This is a genomic window from Streptomyces sp. NPDC051133 (assembly GCF_040682635.1).
Taxonomy (GTDB): domain Bacteria; phylum Actinomycetota; class Actinomycetes; order Streptomycetales; family Streptomycetaceae; genus Streptomyces.
Genome location: NZ_JBFBBK010000022.1, coordinates 62,282 through 78,421, shown reverse-complemented (window position 1 = coordinate 78,421; position 16,140 = coordinate 62,282). Strand labels below are relative to the sequence as shown.

The window sequence follows — 16,140 nt, the reverse complement described above, 5'->3', positions numbered from 1 at the left end:
GTAAGAGAATTCGCTCATCGGAGCGAGTGGCCGCACAATTCAACACTTGTTAATAAGCCTTCACCCAAAGTGTGTTGAGTAGTCATGGGCGGCCAATTCTCTACCCGCGGGTAAGCCCTAGGCTCGACCCATGCGCCGAGCAAAGATCGTCTGCACATTGGGACCCGCCACCGACTCGTACGACCAGATCAAAGCACTGGTCGAAGCCGGAATGGACGTCGCCCGATTCAATCTCAGCCACGGCACCCACACCGAACACGAGGAGCGGTATCGGCACGTGCGAAAGGCGGCCGACGAAACCGGCCGCAGCGTCGGAATCCTCGCCGACCTTCAAGGCCCGAAGATCCGCCTCGGCCGCTTCACCGAAGGCCCCGTACTCCTTGAACGCGGAGACACCTTCACCATCACCGTGGAAGACGGCGCCCAAGGCGACCGCCACCACTGCGGAACCACCTACGCCGGCCTCGCCGCCGACGTCACCCCCGGCGAACGCATCCTCGTCGACGACGGCAAGGTCTGCCTCCAGGTCACCGACATCGACGGCCCCCGCGTCCACACCGAGGTCGTCGAAGGCGGCGTCGTCTCCGACCACAAAGGCCTCAACCTCCCCGGCGTCGCCGTCTCCGTCCCCGCCCTCTCCGAAAAGGACGAGGACGACCTCCGCTGGGCACTGCACACCGGCTTCGACGTGATCGCCCTCTCCTTCGTTCGCAGCGCCGACGACGCCAGAACCGTCCACCGCATCATGGCCGAGGAAGGCCGCCGCCTCCCCGTCATCGCCAAAATCGAAAAACCCCAGGCCGTCGCCAACCTCGACGACATCGTCGCCGCCTTCGACGGCCTCATGGTCGCCCGCGGCGACCTCGGCGTCGAGATGCCCCTCGAACAAGTGCCGATCGTGCAGAAACGCGCCGTCAAGCTCGCCAAGCGCAACGCCAAGCCCGTCATCGTCGCCACCCAGATGCTCGACTCCATGATCGACAACTCCCGGCCCACCCGCGCCGAGGCCTCCGACGTGGCCAACGCCGTCCTCGACGGCACCGACGCGGTCATGCTCTCCGGCGAGACCAGCGTCGGCAAATACCCGGTCGAGACCGTACGCACCATGGCGAAGATCGTCACCGCCGCCGAGGAGGACATGCTCGCCAAGGGACTGCCGCCGCTGACCGAACGGAACAAACCCCGCACCCAGGGCGGCGCCGTCGCCCGCGCCGCCGCCGAGATGGGCGACTTCCTCGGCGCGAAGTTCCTCGTCGCGTTCACCCAGTCGGGAGACACCGCGCGCCGCCTCTCCCGCTACCGCTCACCCATCCCCCTGCTGGCCTTCACCCCCGAACAGGCCACCCGCTCCCAGCTCAGCCTCACCTGGGGCGCCGAGACCTTCCTCGGACCGCACGTGGACTCCACGGACGCGATGGTCGACCAGGTGGACGAACTGCTGCTGAAGTACGGCCGCTGCCAGAAGGGTGACGTCGTCGTCATCACGGCCGGCTCCCCACCCGGCGTCTCCGGCTCGACCAACATGGTCCGGGTCCACCACATCGGCGAGGACGACAGCCCGAAGTGAGCGGACGGGGCCCCTTCGGCGGGGCCCCTCTTCAGTGCTTGGGGCCGATGTGGGTGTCCATGAGGGCTACGGAGGCCTTACGGGCGACGGAGATGGTGACGGCGGCGCGGCTCTGGTTCAGCGGCTTCCACTCGATGCCGACCCTATCGAGGGCGTCCGTAAAGAGGCGGACGATGTCGGTCGAGGTGTTGGTGAAGAAGTAGCGCGGGTATTCATACCGTTTACGCTCACCGGCGACGAGCCGGGTTGTCCAGTTGGTGATGCGGCACCCGTCGGAGTGGATGAGGCCTCGGACGAACTCCCAGGGGTGGGCGTCGACGATCTGCTGCTGCCAGGGTGCGAGGGCGATGGGACGTTCGTGCTTCCTGCCGGGGCCGTGTTGGGGGAAAAGCCGTGGCCAGTGGCGGGAGTAGCTGGTCACCATCGAGCAGCCCTTCTTCTGACGGGTGTAGACACCGATGCCGGGGCGCACTTGCTGGATGGCCTCGCGGCATTGCTGCATCAGACCGGGCCACGCGTCGGCGCACGCGATTGCGAGGTAGTACCCAGTGCCGCGTGGGTGGGCGCTGATACAGCCGTCACCGAGGTACAGGCCGAGCAGGTAGGAGTATGCGCAGTCGTCGGCGGGTGGTCCGGGATCTGCGGTCGCCATGCGAGTCAGGGGCTCCAGTCGGCTCAGCCAACACGTGATCGCGTGTCGGGAGATACCGGTCTCCTTGCTCACGGAGTTCAGGCTGCGCCCCTGTGCCACCAGCGAGAGTGCTCGCTTGCGCGTGCTGATGTCGTACATGTGATCACTCTGATCCGCCGACTCGCGCTACGCGCAGCAAAAAGCGGAGAGCCACGCGAACGTGATCCTCCGCTTGCAACTCGCGACCTTGGAATCCAAGGAAAAGTGCCCCGGGTCGGACTCGAACCGACACTGTATGGGTTTTGAATCCATTGCCTGCTGCCAATTGGGCTACCGGGGCTCGAGGAATCAAAGGTTTTCCCTGACCCTCCGCGCGTCCACCTTACCGCAGCTAGGTAGGCTCTTGTCAGCAGTACCCCTGCCCTGAACGAGGAGCCCCCCGTGACCCCCGAGTCGCCCCAGCCCGTAGACGCGCCCGACGACGACAAGTCGCACGTGCCTCCGCTGACGACCCGTGTCGTCATCGCCGAGGACGAGGCCCTGATCCGGCTCGACCTCAAAGAGATGCTGGAGGAGGAGGGCTACTCCGTCGTCGGCGAGGCCGGGGACGGTGAGCAGGCCGTCGAGCTGGCCCGCGAGCACCGCCCGGACCTCGTGATCCTCGATGTGAAGATGCCCAAGCTGGACGGTATCTCCGCGGCGGAGAAGATCGCCGAGGAGTCCATCGCGCCGGTCCTGATGCTCACCGCCTTCTCGCAGCGCGACCTCGTCGAGCGTGCCCGGGACGCCGGTGCCATGGCGTACCTGGTGAAGCCGTTCAGCAAGAGCGACGTCGTCCCGGCGATCGAGATGGCCGTCTCCCGTTTCACGGAGCTGAAGCAGCTGGAGGCGGAGGTCGCCGACCTCACGCAGCGGCTGGAGACGCGCAAGCTGGTGGACCGTGCGAAGTCGATCCTCCAGACGGAGTACGGGCTGACGGAGCCGGCCGCGTTCCGTTGGATCCAGAAGACGTCGATGGACCGCCGTATGTCGATGCAGCAGGTGGCCGAGGCGGTCATCGAGGACAGCGACGAGAAGAAGGCGGCCAAGAAGGACTGAGTGCCGTAGGTGTACGAGAGGCCCGCGCCCCAAAGAAGGGGGCGCGGGCCTTGTCGTATGTGTGGTCAGTCCTCGCCGAGGTAGGCCTTGCGTACGGACTCGTCGTGCAGCAGGTCCTGGCCTGTGCCGGACAGGACGATGGATCCGACCTCCATGACGTGGCCCTGGTCGGCGAGCGAGAGCGCCGCTTGGGCGTTCTGCTCGACGAGGAGGATCGTGGTGCCCTGGGACTTCAGTTCGACGATGGTCGCCATGATCTTCTGCATCATGATCGGCGACAGTCCCATGGACGGTTCGTCCAGCATCAGCAGCTTGGGCTGGGACATGAGTGCCCTGCCCATGGCCAGCATCTGCTGTTCTCCGCCGGAGAGGGTGCCGGCGGCCTGCTTCCTGCGTTCTCCGAGGATGGGGAAGAGGTCGTAGGCGCGCTGGATGTCCTTTTCGATGCCGTCCTTGTCCTTGCGGAGGAAGGCGCCGAGCTGGAGGTTCTCTGCGATGGAGAGGCGGGGGAAGATGTGCCGGCCTTCGGGGGAGTGGGCGAGTCCGAGGGCGACGATCTTGTGGGCGGGGACGTTGGTGAGTGGCTTGCCGTCGAAGACGATCTTTCCGGAGGTGGGCTTGAGCAGGCCCGAGAGGGTGCGCAGGGTGGTCGTCTTGCCGGCGCCGTTGGTGCCGATGAGGGTGACGACCTGGCCGGCCTCGACGCTGAACGAGATGCCCTTGACGGCTTCGATCTTGCCGTAGGCGACCCTGAGGTCTTCGACCTCCAGCAGTGCGGTCACTGGGCTTCTCCCTTGGTGGTGCTGGTGCTCTCCGCGTCCGCGGTGCCTTCCGGGTCGTCGGTGGTGTCCGCGTCGGTGTTCGCCGCGTCGGCGGGCTCGGTGTCGGCGGGTTCGGTGTCGGCGGCCGGCTCGGCCTCCGTGTCCTCAGCCGCGTCCGCTTCCTCAGCCGCGTCCGCAGCCGGCTCCGCTTCCGCCGCCGGCTCTGCCTCCGCGGCCGGTTCGGCGTCCGTCTCGGCGGCGGCCTCTGCGGCCTCGGCCTCCGCGGCCTCGGCCTCCGCGGCCTCGACCTCCGCGGCCTCCGCCTCGCCGGGGTCGCCCTCGAAGGGCTCGCCCAGGTAGGCGGCGACGACGCGCTCGTCGGCCTGGACGACCTCGGAGGTGCCCTCGATGAGCTTCTCGCCCTGGACGAGCACGGCGACGCGGTCGCACAGGTTGAAGATGAAGCGCATGTCGTGCTCGATGACGAGGACGGCGACGCCCTTGTCGCGGATGGCGAAGACCAGTTCCTCGGTGGTGCGGGTCTCCTGCGGGTTCATGCCGGCCGTCGGTTCGTCGAGCAGCAGCAGGCCCGGCTCGCTGGCCAGTGCCCGGGCGATCTCCAGCTTGCGCTGTTCGCCGTAGGGCAGGTTGCGTGCGAGGTGGTCGCGCTTGGCGGCGAGGCCGACGAACTCCAGGAGTTCCATGGCCTTCGCCTCGGACTCCTTCTCGGCCTTGCGGAATCCGGGGCCGCGCAGGAGCGCGGACCACAGGCCTTCCTTGGTCCGCGTGTGGCGGCCGACGAGGACGTTTTCCAGGACGGTCATGTTGGCGAAGAGCCGGATGTTCTGGAAGGTGCGGGCGATGCCCGCCTGCGTCACCAGGTGCGGTTTGGGCGGCAGCACCTTGCCCTGGTAGGCGACCGTGCCCTCGGTGGGGACGTAGAGGCCGGTGAGGCAGTTGAAGAAGGTGGTCTTGCCGGCGCCGTTCGGGCCGATGAGACCGACGATCTCGCCGCTGTTGACGGTGAAGTCGACGGACCGGACGGCGGTCAGGCCGCCGAAGCGCATCGTGACGTCACGGGCTTCGAGTACAGGTGTCGTCATGGTTCCTTACGCCCCTGCCTTGGTGACGGCCGGTTCGTCGGTGAGCGTCTTCTGCGCCGGCACGTCGAGCTGGCCGGTCTCGTGGAACTCCAGCTGGCGGCGGCGGTTGGCGATGATGCCTTCCGGCCGGAAGCGCATCAGCAGGATGAGTGCGATGCCGAAGGCGAACAGCTCGTAGTTCTGGAGGAACTGGAGCTTCTCGGGGACGAGGTAGAGCACGCTGGCGCCGAGCAGCGGGCCGCTGACGGTGCCCATGCCGCCGAGGACGACGGCGGCCAGGAGGAAGGCCGAGTTGGGCGGGGCGGCGCCGGCGAACTGGTACGGCTGGGGGTTGACGCTGTAGTTGACGTGGGCCATCACGGTGCCGGCGAGGCCGGCGAGGGAGGCGCCGAGGGCGAAGGCGATCAGCTTGACGCGGAAGCCGTTGATGCCCATGGCGGTGGCGGCGGTCTCGTCCTCGCGGATGGCGATCCAGGAGCGGCCGATGCGGGAGTCGGCGGCGCGGGTGAAGACGAGGACGACGATGGCCGTGATGACGAGCATCAGGATGAGGTAGTTGGCGAAGCGGCCGAGGGTGAAGCCGGCGACGTCGTGGGCGTTGCCCAGGTTGAACCCGAAGAGGTTGATGTCGGGGATCTGGGTGATGCCGTTGGGGCCGCGTGTGACGTTGGGTCCGGAGTCGCCGTCGAGGCTGTTGACGGTGATGCGGAAGATCTCTCCGAAGCCGAGGGTGACGATGGCGAGGTAGTCGCCGCGCAGGCGCAGCGTGGGGCCGCCGATCAGTACGCCGAACACGAGTGAGGCGGCCATGCCGGTGAGGGCGGCGGCCCAGAAGGGGAAGTGGACGTTGTAGGGGGAGTATTCGGATCCGGAGACCAGGGCGGCCGCGTAGGCGCCGACGCCGAGGAAGGCGACGTATCCGAGGTCGAGGAGTCCGGTGAGGCCGACGACGATGTTGAGGCCGAGGGCGACGGTGGCGAAGATGAGGATGTTGACGCCGATGTTGGCGTTGTGGTCGTCGTTCTGGGTGAAGGGGAAGAGTGCGGCGGCGACGAAGGCGAGGCTGGTCGCGAGGCCCTTGTGCCGGTTGGACATCGTCGTGTAGCGGTCGAGGAGGCCGGTGTGGACCAGGCCCCAGGCGCCGAAGACGAGGACGAGCAGGAAGCCGATGAAGGTCTCGCTGTCGTCGTCGTTGATGCCGATGCCGTAGCTGAAGACGACCAGGGCGAGTGCGGTGGCGACGGTGATGACGAGGCGTTCGGTGACCGGGGAGAGGGTGCCGGGGCGGGGCTGGTCGGGCTTGGTGAGGTAGCCGCGCAGGCCTTCGCCGGGGGCGGGGTGGGGCAGCGCGAGTGCGCCGATGACGGGGAGTGCGGAGGCCGCCATGGCGACGTACGCGCCGGGGTCCAGGTTGACCAGGCCGCCGAGGTCGACGGCGATGGCGATGCCGGTGAACCAGCAGACGGCGAAGGCCGAGAGGGCGATGAGGAGGACCGGGGTGGTGGCCTTGGCCGGGTTGAGCCAGCCCAGTCCGCGTACGTTCCACAGGCCGAGGCCGAAGAGCAGGGTGAGGGCGCCGGTCACGAGGGCGATGGTCTGCAGGCCCGCGGGGTAGCCGTAGACGGTGAGGTCGCCGGGGAAGTCGGGGGTCCAGGTCCAGCTGAGGAAGGCGCTGGCGATGGTGCCGATGGCGCCGGTCACGATGAGCAGGCGGGCTGCGGCGTGCGGGAGGGGGACGGGTCCGCGTCCGGCCGGTTCGGGGGTCGCGGCGGTCGTCTCGGTGGTGGTGTCGGTCATGCTGCTCACGCCCTGTCCGCGACGCGTTCGCCGAGCAGGCCTTGTGGCCTGAAGAGGAGTACGAGGATGAGGAGGACGAAGGCCCAGACCGGAGCCCAGCTGCCGCCGCCGAGCTGGTGCATTCCGGGGATGTCGGAGATGTAGGCGGTGGCCATGGCTTCGGCGACGCCGAGGACGAGACCGCCGAGCATGGCGCCGTAGATGTTGCCGATGCCGCCGAGGACGGCCGCGGTGAATGCCTTGAGGCCGGCGATGAAGCCCATGTCGTAGGAGACGGAGCCGTACTTGAGGCCGTAGGAGACGCCGGCGACGGCGGCGAAGAAGCCGCCGATGGCGAAGGCGATGACGATGATGCGGTTGGTGTCGATGCCCATGAGCTGGGCGGTGTCCGGGTCCTGGGCGGTGGCCTGCATGGCGCGGCCGGTGCGGGAGAGGCGGACGAAGAAGGCGAGGACCGCCATGCACACGGGGGCGGCGATGATCAGGAAGACGTCACCGCTCTGCACGGTCACGGAGCCGATGTGCAGGGGGCCGAAGGGCAGTTGCGGGAAGACGCGGGCGGACTTGGCGTCGCCGTCGACGTGGTACCAGTTGAAGACCGCCTGCTGCAGTGCGAGTGACAGGCCGATGGCGGTGATCAGTGGGGCGAGGCGTGGTGCGCCGCGCAGTGGTCGGTAGGCGAAGCGTTCGGCGCCGACGGCGATGAGTACGGCGACCAGGGCACCGCCGATGAGCATCGCCGGCAGGGCTATCCACATGGATATGCCGTCCGGCAGGGCGAGGTAGACCGTGAGGGCGCCGAAACCTCCGGTCATGAAGATCTCGCCGTGGGCGAAGTTGATGAGCTGGACGATGCCGTACACCATCGTGTAGCCGATGGCGATCAGCCCGTACATCGAGCCGAGGAACAGCCCGTTGGCCAGCTGCTGCGGCAAGGTGTTCACCGCGTGGCCTCCATGTGGTGGGGAGAGTCAAGGGGGGCGGTAGAGAGCGGGCCGCGCGGTGACGGTGGTCTGCGCCGCGCGGCCCTGGTGGTGCGTTGTGCTGCGGTGGGTCTACTTCGGGTTGGCGGTACCGCTCTTGACGGACTTCCACTCACCGTTGGTGACCTGGTAGACAGTCAGCTGCTTGTTGGTGGTGTCGCCGTACTGGTCGAACGAGATCTTGCCGGAGAGGCCGTCGAAGGAGGTCTTCTGGACGCCGTCGACGACTTGGGCGCGGGCGTCGTCGGGGAGCTTGCCGTCCTTGATGACCTGGCCGACGGCCTTGATGATGGCCGTGGTGGCGTCGTAGGCGTAGGAGCCGTAGGTGCCGTAGTCGCCGGGGTACTTCTTGGCCTTGTAGGTGGCCACGAAGTCCTTGGCGGCGGGCAGGGTGTCGACGGGGACGCCGATGGAGGTCACCAGGTCGCCTTCGGCGGACTTGCCGGCGGTCTTGATGTAGGTCGGGGTGAACATGCCGTCGCCGCCGAAGAGCGGGATCTTGGCGCCGGCGTCCTTGAGCTGCTTGGTGAGCACCTCGGACTCGTCGTACTGGCCGCCGTAGTAGAGGATGTCGGCGCCCGAGTTCTTGATCTTGGTGGCCAGCGTGGAGAAGTCACGGTCGCCCACGTTGATGTGGTCGGTGCCGATGACCTTGCCGCCCTGCTTGGTGAACTGCTCCTTGAAGATCTTGGAGAGGCCCGCGCCGTAGGTCTGCTTGTCATCGACGACGAACGCCTTCTTCTTGTGGATGCCGTTGAAGGCGTAGTCCGCCGCGTAGGCACCCTGCAGGGCGTCGGTGGTCGCGGTGCGGAAGTAGGTCTTGAACGGGCGGGACTTGCTGGTCTGCCAGTTCTTGCCCTGGGTCAGCTCGGGGGCGGTGTTGGACGGGGAGATCTGCACGATGTTCGCGGTGGCGAAGACCTGCTGCATCTGGGTGGCCACACCGGAGTTGAGCGGGCCGACGACGCCGAGGACGGTCTTGTCCTGGACGAGCTGGGTGGCGTTCTGCTGGCCGGTGGCGGGGATCGCCTTGTCGTCCAGCGCCTTGATCTTGAAGGTGACGCCGGGGACGGTCTTGTTCTTGTTGGCATCGTCGACGGCGATCTGGGCGCCGTACTGAATGCCCAGGCCCGTCGCGGAGTTCTGGCCGGTCAGCGGGGCATCGACGCCGATCGTGACCGTCACGTTGCCGCTGTCGCCGCCCTTGTTGTCCTTGTCGCGGGAGCCACACGCGGTGAGGGTCAGAGCTCCGGTGGTCAGCACGGAGGTAAGAATCACCAGAGAACGCTTGCGCACAATCGATCCTTTCCGCAGGCACGTTCACCCCCCTGTGGGGGGCGACGGGTGCCGCGCCGGTACCGAACTCCCGATGGAGCGGTGACTGGCGGTGACTCTAAGCGTGTGTGGGGAACGTGGAGGAGTGCTTGACCAAGGCTGTGACGCTCTTGTTATGACACGCGGTAATGCAGAGCGGTGCAGCGTGGGGGGAAAACAGGAATTCAGGCCGATTCACCCCGTCCGCATTCTGAGAACCTGCAGGACTCACCGCAATGCGTTCAGGCGTCTCAGAGGTTTTGGTGATTACGCATCACCGTTGCTGCAGGCTACTTCCGGGCTCCGCCGAGGGGGTTGTGCGCAACGGGAGGGAGGGGGTGAAACGACGAATGCATATTGCACGCGTATTACGCTGAGTTACACGGGGGAAAGGAAGTCAAGCCCCGGAGCTTCTTCGGAGCTTCTTCGTGATTCCCCGTGGGGCCGCGCCGGCGGGGCGCGGGGTGCGGGGTGCGGGGGGGGGGTTCGGCGGCGTGCGAAGGCGCGGGGGTCTGCACGCGCTCGTCGTTTCAGGGGGTGTGCCGGGGTGCCGGGTGCCGGGCGGGCCGGTGGGCGCGCCGCCGGGCCTGGCGGTATGTCAAATCGCTTTCTGTCCGCGGCGATTCGGTCGGCGGGGCCGGGTGGCCCCGCCGTGTCGTCGTCAGCCGCGCTCGCCCCGGGCGCGGGCCGCGTCGTCCTTGTTCACGTCCCGCAGCAGGCAGGTCAGCCGGGCGCTGCACACCCGGCGGCCCTCCTCGTCGCTGATCACGATCTCGTACGTCGCCGTCGAGCGGCCCCGGTGCACGGGTGTGGCCACGCCGGTCACCAGGCCCGAGCGGGCGCCGCGGTGGTGCGTGCAGTTGAGGTCCACCCCGACCGCGATCTTCGAGCTGCCGCCGTGCAGCATGGAGCCGACCGAGCCCAGGGTCTCCGCCAGCACCGCCGAGGCGCCGCCGTGCAGCAGGCCGTAGGGCTGGGTGTTGCCCTCCACCGGCATGGTCCCGACGACCTTCTCCGGGGAGGCCTCCAGGATCTGCACACCCATGCGCGTGCCCAGGTGTCCGGCCGAGAACAGGGCGGGCAGGTCGACACCGAGCGCCGCGTACTCGTCGATGATCTCCTGCGGGAACTTCACTCGCTGCTGCTCGCCCATCGGCCCGGCTCCGTTCATCGTCCAGCTGTCTCTTGGCTGAGCGAACGCTCAGTCGGCTGTCGATTGTTCCAGACGGTCCTGAGCCCGGTCCTCGTGGTCCCGCAGGTGCTGTTCGAGCCGTACGACGACGGACTTGCTGGCCGGGGTGTTGCTGGTGTCGGCTGTGGCGTCCAGCGGGACCAGCACGTTCGTCTCGGGGTAGTACGCCGCCGCGCATCCCCGCGCCGTCGGGTAGTGCACCACCCGGAAGCCGGGTGCCCGCCGCTCCACGCCGTCCTTCCACTCGCTCACCAGGTCGACGTAGGAGCCCTCGGCGACGCCGAGCGCCCGCGCGTCCTCGGGATTCACCAGCACCACCCGGCGGCCGCCCGTGATGCCGCGGTAGCGGTCGTCGAGGCCGTAGATCGTGGTGTTGTACTGGTCGTGCGAGCGCAGGGTCTGCAACAGCAGCCGGCCGTCGGGCAGTTCGGGGTACTCCACCGGGGCGGCGGTGAAGTTCGCCTTGCCCGTGGCGGTCGGGAAGCGGCGCTCGTCGCGCGGGGCGTGCGGCAGCGTGAAGCCGCCGGGGCGGGCCACGCGCGCGTTGAAGTCGTCGAAGCCGGGGATCACCCGCGCGATGCGGTCCCGGATCGTCGCGTAGTCCTTCTCGAATTCCTCCCACGGCACGACGCTGTTCTCGCCGAGCACCCGGCGCGCCATCCGGCACACGATCGCGGGCTCCGACAGCAGCTGCGGGCTCGCCGGCGCGAGCCGTCCGCGCGAGGCGTGCACCATGCCCATCGAGTCCTCGACGGTCACGAACTGCTCGCCGCCGCCCTGCAGATCGCGCTCGGTGCGCCCCAGCGTGGGCAGGATCAGGGCTCGCGCGCCGGTGACGACGTGCGAGCGGTTGAGCTTCGTCGACACGTGCACGGTCAGCCGCGCGCGCCGCATCGCGGCCTCGGTGACCTCGGTGTCGGGGGAGGCGGAGACGAAGTTGCCGCCCATGGCGAAGAACACCTTCGCCTCGCCGTCGCGCAGCGCGCGGATGGCCCGTACGACGTCGAAGCCGTGCTCGCGCGGCGGCGCGAACCCGAACTCCTTCTCCAGCGCGTCCAGGAAGGCCGGGGCGGGCCGCTCGAAGATGCCCATCGTGCGGTCGCCCTGCACGTTGGAGTGGCCGCGCACCGGGCACACGCCCGCGCCGGGCCGGCCGATGTTGCCGCGCAGCAGCAGGAAGTTGACGACCTCGCGGATGGTCGGGACGGAGTGCTTGTGCTGGGTGAGGCCCATCGCCCAGCACACGATGGTCCGCTGCGAGGCGAGCACCATGCGCAGGGCTTCCTCTATCTCGCCGCGCGTCAGACCGGTCGCCCGCAGCGTCTCGTCCCAGTCGGCGGCCCGGGCCGCGTCGGCGAACTCCTCGAAGCCGTGGGTGTGTTCGCGGACGAAGTCCTCGTCGACCGCCCCGTCCGTCTCCAGGACGAGCTTGTTGAGGAGGCGGAAGAGGGCCTGGTCGCCGCCGATGCGGATCTGCAGGAACAGGTCGGTGAGCGCGGCGCCCTTCAGCATGCCCTGCGGGGTCTGCGGGTTCTTGAACCGCTCCAGACCGGCCTCGGGCAGCGGGTTGACGCTGATCACCTTCGCGCCGTTCGCCTTCGCCTTCTCCAGCGCGGAGAGCATGCGCGGATGGTTCGTCCCGGGGTTCTGGCCCGCGACGATGATCAGGTCCGCCCGGTACAGGTCCTCCAGCAGGACGCTGCCCTTGCCGATGCCGATGGTCTCGCTGAGCGCCGACCCGGACGACTCGTGGCACATGTTCGAGCAGTCGGGGAGGTTGTTGGTGCCCAGCTCGCGCGCGAAGAGCTGGTACAGGAACGCGGCCTCGTTGCTGGTGCGGCCCGAGGTGTAGAACACGGCCTCGTCGGGGGAGCCGAGGGCGGTGATCTCCTCGGCGACGATGCCGAAGGCCCGCTCCCAGGTGACCGGCTCGTAGTGCTCCGCCCCCTCGGGCAGATACAGGGGGTGCGTGAGCCGGCCCTGCTGGCCCAGCCAGTACCCGCTCCTGGTCGCCAGGTCGGCGACGGAGTGCTCGGCGAAGAACTCCGGGGTGACCCGGCGCAGGGTGGCCTCCTCGGCGACCGCCTTCGCGCCGTTCTCGCAGAACTCCGCCTTGTGCCGGTGGTCCGGCTCCGGCCAGGCGCAGCCCGGGCAGTCGAACCCGTCCTTCTGGTTCACCCGCAGCAGGGTCAGCGCGGTGCGCTTGACACCCATCTGCCGCTGGGCGATGCGCAGGGTGTGCCCGATGGCCGGCAACCCCGCCGCCGCGTGCTTCGGCTCCGCGACCTGCGGCGCGTCCTGAACCGGATCACCCTTGGGCGGCTTCGTCGCCATCGCACGGTCCCCTTCGACTGCGTGTGAGAAGTACGACGCCGATCCTCCCACGAGCCGCTGACAACCGTGAGTCCCGGCCGGGCGGGGGAGGAGGCGGGCAACGCGCGCGGGGCGGTGCGGGACTCGCGGCACGCCCGCCCGGGCCCCGGGCGCTGTGCCGGGGCTCACACCGGCCGGGGCCGCGCGGCCCGCGGTGTCAGTGGGCCGTGGCAGGATCGGGGACGTGGCAGAGACAGCATCGAAGCAATCCGACAAGACCCCCGGCGGCACCCGTCCCCGGCTGATGCTCATGGACGGGCACTCGCTGGCCTACCGCGCGTTCTTCGCGCTGCCCGCGGAGAACTTCACGACCGCGACCGGCCAGCCGACGAACGCGATCTACGGCTTCGCGTCGATGCTGGCGAACACCCTGCGTGACGAGGCCCCCACCCACTTCGCGGTGGCCTTCGACGTCTCGCGCAAGACCTGGCGCTCCGAGCAGTTCACCGAGTACAAGGCGAACCGCTCCAAGACCCCGGACGAGTTCAAGGGGCAGGTCGAGCTGATCGGCGAGCTGCTCGACGCGATGCACGCCCAGCGCTTCGCCGTCGAGGGGTTCGAGGCGGACGACATCATCGCCACCCTCGCCACCCAGGCCGAGGCCGCGGGCTTCGAGGTGCTGATCGTCACCGGCGACCGGGACTCCTTCCAGCTGGTCACCGAGCACACCACGGTGCTCTACCCGACGAAGGGCGTCTCGGAGCTGACCCGGTTCACCCCGGAGAAGGTTTTCGAGAAGTACGGATTGACGCCCGCCCAGTACCCCGACTTCGCGGCCCTGCGCGGCGACCCGTCCGACAACCTCCCCGGCATCCCCGGCGTCGGTGAGAAGACCGCCGCGAAGTGGATCAACCAGTTCGGCTCGTTCGCGGAGCTGGTCGAGCGCGTCGAGGAGGTCAAGGGCAAGGCCGGGCAGAACCTCCGCGACCACCTGGAGTCGGTCAAGCTCAACCGCGTCCTCACCGAGCTGGAGCGCCAGGTCGAGCTGCCGAGGACGGTCACCGACCTGGAGCGGGCGCCGTACGACCGCAAGGCCGTCGCACTGGTCCTGGACACCCTGGAGATCCGCAACCCGTCCCTGCGCGAGCGTCTCTTCGCCGTCGACCCCGGCGGGGAGGAGGCCGAGACCACCCCGGTCGCCGCCGAGGGCGTGGAGGTGGACGGCACCGTCCTGCGCACCGGTGAGCTGGCCCCCTGGCTCGCCGGGCACGGCACCCGGACCCTGGGCGTGGCCACGGTGGACACCTGGGCGCTGGGCACCGGCTCGGTCGCCGAGATCGCCCTCGCCGCGGCCGACGGAGCCGCCGCCTGGTTCGACCCGACGGAGCTGGACGAGACCGACGAGAACGCGTTCTCGGCCTGGCTGGCCGACGCCGGCCGCCCGAAGGTGTTCCACAGCGCCAAGGGCGCCATGCGCGTCTTCGCCGAGCACGGCTGGTCCGTTCAGGGCGTGGCCATGGACACCGCGCTCGCCGCCTACCTGGTCAAGCCGGGCCGCCGCTCCTTCGACCTGGACGCGCTGTCCCTGGAGTACCTGCACCGCGAGCTGGCCCCCGCCGCCGTGGCCGACGGCCAGCTGGCCTTCGGCGCGGACGAGGGCGCCGAGGCCGAGGCCCTGATGATCCAGGCCCGGGCCGTCCTCGACCTGGGCGAGGCCTTCACGAGCCGTCTGGAGGAGGTCGGCGCGGCCGACCTGCTCCGGGACATGGAGCTGCCCACCTCCGCCCTGCTGGCCCGCATGGAGCGGCACGGCATCGCGGCCGACCGCGCGCACCTCGAAGCGATGGAACAGATGTTCGCGGGTGCGGTGCAGCAGGCCGTGAAGGAGGCCCACGCGGCGGCCGGCCACGAGTTCAACCTGGGCTCGCCCAAGCAGCTGCAGGAGGTCCTCTTCGGCGAGCTGGCGCTGCCCAAGACCAAGAAGACCAAGACCGGCTACACCACGGACGCCGACGCCCTGGCCTGGCTCGCCGCCCAGACGGACAACGAACTCCCGGTGATCATGCTCCGCCACCGTGAGCAGGCGAAGCTCCGCGTCACCGTCGAGGGCCTGATCAAGACGATCGCGGGCGACGGCCGGATCCACACCACCTTCAACCAGACGGTGGCCGCGACCGGCCGCCTCTCCTCCACGGACCCGAACCTGCAGAACATCCCGGTCCGCACGGACGAGGGCCGGGCGATCCGCCGCGGCTTCGTGGTCGGCGAGGGCTACGAGTCCCTGATGACCGCCGACTACAGCCAGATCGAGCTGCGTGTGATGGCCCACCTCTCCGAGGACGCGGGCCTGATCGAGGCGTTCACCTCCGGTGAGGACCTGCACACCACGGTCGCCTCCCAGGTCTTCTCGGTGGACCGGTCCGCGGTGGACGCGGAGATGCGCCGCAAGATCAAGGCGATGTCGTACGGCCTCGCCTACGGCCTGTCGGCGTTCGGCCTCTCCCAGCAGTTGAACATCGAGGCGGGCGAGGCGCGCGCCCTGATGGACACGTACTTCGAGCGCTTCGGCGGCGTGCGGGACTATCTGCGCAGGGTGGTCGACGAGGCGCGGGCGACGGGCTACACGGCGACGCTGTTCGGCCGCCGCCGTTATCTCCCCGACCTCAACAGCGACAACCGCCAGCGGCGCGAGGCGGCCGAGCGCATGGCCCTCAACGCGCCCATCCAGGGCACGGCGGCGGACATCGTCAAGATCGCCATGCTCCATGTCGACCGGGCGCTGCGCGAGGCGAACCTCACCTCCCGCATGCTGCTGCAGGTCCACGACGAAATCGTCCTGGAGATCGCCGCCGGCGAGCGCGAGGCCGTGGAGGAGATCGTCCGCCGCGAGATGGCGAGCGCCGTCCAGCTCCGCGCCCCCCTGGACGTCTCGGTGGGCGTGGGCCCGGACTGGGAGTCCGCGGCGCACTGACCCACGGCACACGGCCGGAGGGGGCGTTCCCGGCAAAGCCCGGCGACAACGCCCCCTCCCCGCCCCTTCCGACGGCAGCCTTCGCGGCAACGGTGTTTAGCTCCGGCGGTGCACCCCGGCGATGCCGACCCCGCCGCACGGGCTGCTCTCAGCCGCTGGCCCGGCGACGGGTCTTTGTGGCAGCGGCGATCGGCCGCGATGGTGCATCCGGGCGGTGCCGGGCCCGCCGCACGGGCTGCTCTCAGCCGCTGGCCCGGCGACGGGTCTTTGCGGTAGCGGTGATTGGCCGCGATGGTGCATCCCGGCGGTGCCGGGCCCGCCGCACGGGCTGCTCTCAGCCGCTGGCCCGGCGACGGGTCTTTGTGGCAGCGGCGATCGGCCGCGATGGTGCATCCGGGCGGTGCCGGGCC

General features: G+C 69.1%; 11 protein-coding genes and 1 tRNA gene. 3 read left to right on the top strand and 9 right to left on the bottom strand.

The features are described 5' to 3' along the window. The first annotated feature begins 130 nt into the window (after positions 1-130). Positions 131-1,567 (top strand): pyruvate kinase, encoded by a 1,437-nt coding sequence (pyk, locus tag AB0N17_RS23105; protein WP_366013311.1) that lies wholly within the window; start codon positions 131-133, stop codon positions 1,565-1,567. A 31-nt stretch (positions 1,568-1,598) separates the two neighbouring features. Here pyk and AB0N17_RS23100 read toward each other — a convergent pair whose 3' ends face one another. Both AB0N17_RS23100 and AB0N17_RS23095 read right to left on the bottom strand, forming a co-directional pair. Beyond that, positions 1,599-2,357: a helix-turn-helix domain-containing protein gene (locus AB0N17_RS23100; protein WP_366013310.1), complete on the bottom strand. Its 759-nt coding sequence runs from the start codon at positions 2,355-2,357 to the stop codon at positions 1,599-1,601. A 106-nt stretch (positions 2,358-2,463) separates the two neighbouring features. Further along, positions 2,464-2,538, bottom strand: a tRNA-Leu gene (locus AB0N17_RS23095). A 101-nt stretch (positions 2,539-2,639) separates the two neighbouring features. On the opposite strand from AB0N17_RS23095, the gene AB0N17_RS23090 reads away from it, so the two are divergent. Continuing rightward, positions 2,640-3,296, top strand: coding sequence for a response regulator (locus tag AB0N17_RS23090; RefSeq protein WP_366013309.1), 657 nt, complete (start codon positions 2,640-2,642; stop codon positions 3,294-3,296). 65 nt (positions 3,297-3,361) lie between these two features. On the opposite strand, the gene AB0N17_RS23085 is transcribed toward AB0N17_RS23090, so the two are convergent. The 7 genes from AB0N17_RS23085 to AB0N17_RS23055 all read right to left on the bottom strand — a co-directional run bounded on the left by AB0N17_RS23085 (position 3,362) and on the right by AB0N17_RS23055 (position 12,780). After that, positions 3,362-4,078 (bottom strand): ABC transporter ATP-binding protein, encoded by a 717-nt coding sequence (locus AB0N17_RS23085; protein ID WP_366013308.1) that lies wholly within the window; start codon positions 4,076-4,078, stop codon positions 3,362-3,364. Continuing rightward, positions 4,075-5,160, bottom strand: a complete 1,086-nt coding sequence (locus tag AB0N17_RS23080) for an ABC transporter ATP-binding protein (protein ID WP_366013307.1) — start codon at positions 5,158-5,160, stop codon at positions 4,075-4,077. Before AB0N17_RS23080 ends, AB0N17_RS23085 begins: the two co-directional genes overlap by 4 nt. Positions 5,161-5,166: 6 nt before the next feature. Then, positions 5,167-6,957, bottom strand: a complete 1,791-nt coding sequence (locus AB0N17_RS23075) for a branched-chain amino acid ABC transporter permease (RefSeq protein ID WP_366013377.1) — start codon at positions 6,955-6,957, stop codon at positions 5,167-5,169. Between the two features lie 5 nt (positions 6,958-6,962). Then, positions 6,963-7,901, bottom strand: coding sequence for a branched-chain amino acid ABC transporter permease (locus tag AB0N17_RS23070; protein WP_366013306.1), 939 nt, complete (start codon positions 7,899-7,901; stop codon positions 6,963-6,965). A 111-nt stretch (positions 7,902-8,012) separates the two neighbouring features. Beyond that, a complete protein-coding gene (locus AB0N17_RS23065) occupies positions 8,013-9,221 on the bottom strand; it encodes a branched-chain amino acid ABC transporter substrate-binding protein (protein WP_366013376.1) in 1,209 nt (402 codons plus the stop codon). A 694-nt stretch (positions 9,222-9,915) separates the two neighbouring features. Then, the gene (locus tag AB0N17_RS23060; RefSeq protein WP_366013305.1) at positions 9,916-10,407 is read right to left on the bottom strand and encodes a hotdog fold thioesterase; all 492 of its coding nucleotides are present in this window, start codon (positions 10,405-10,407) and stop codon (positions 9,916-9,918) included. Between the two features lie 48 nt (positions 10,408-10,455). Continuing rightward, entirely contained in the window at positions 10,456-12,780 is a 2,325-nt protein-coding gene (locus AB0N17_RS23055) for an FdhF/YdeP family oxidoreductase (RefSeq protein WP_366013304.1), read from the bottom strand. Positions 12,781-13,003: 223 nt separating this feature from the next. Between AB0N17_RS23055 and polA the strand changes: the two genes are divergently transcribed. Next, the gene (polA, locus tag AB0N17_RS23050; protein ID WP_366013303.1) at positions 13,004-15,730 is read left to right on the top strand and encodes a DNA polymerase I; all 2,727 of its coding nucleotides are present in this window, start codon (positions 13,004-13,006) and stop codon (positions 15,728-15,730) included. The last annotated feature ends 410 nt before the right edge of the window (positions 15,731-16,140 follow it).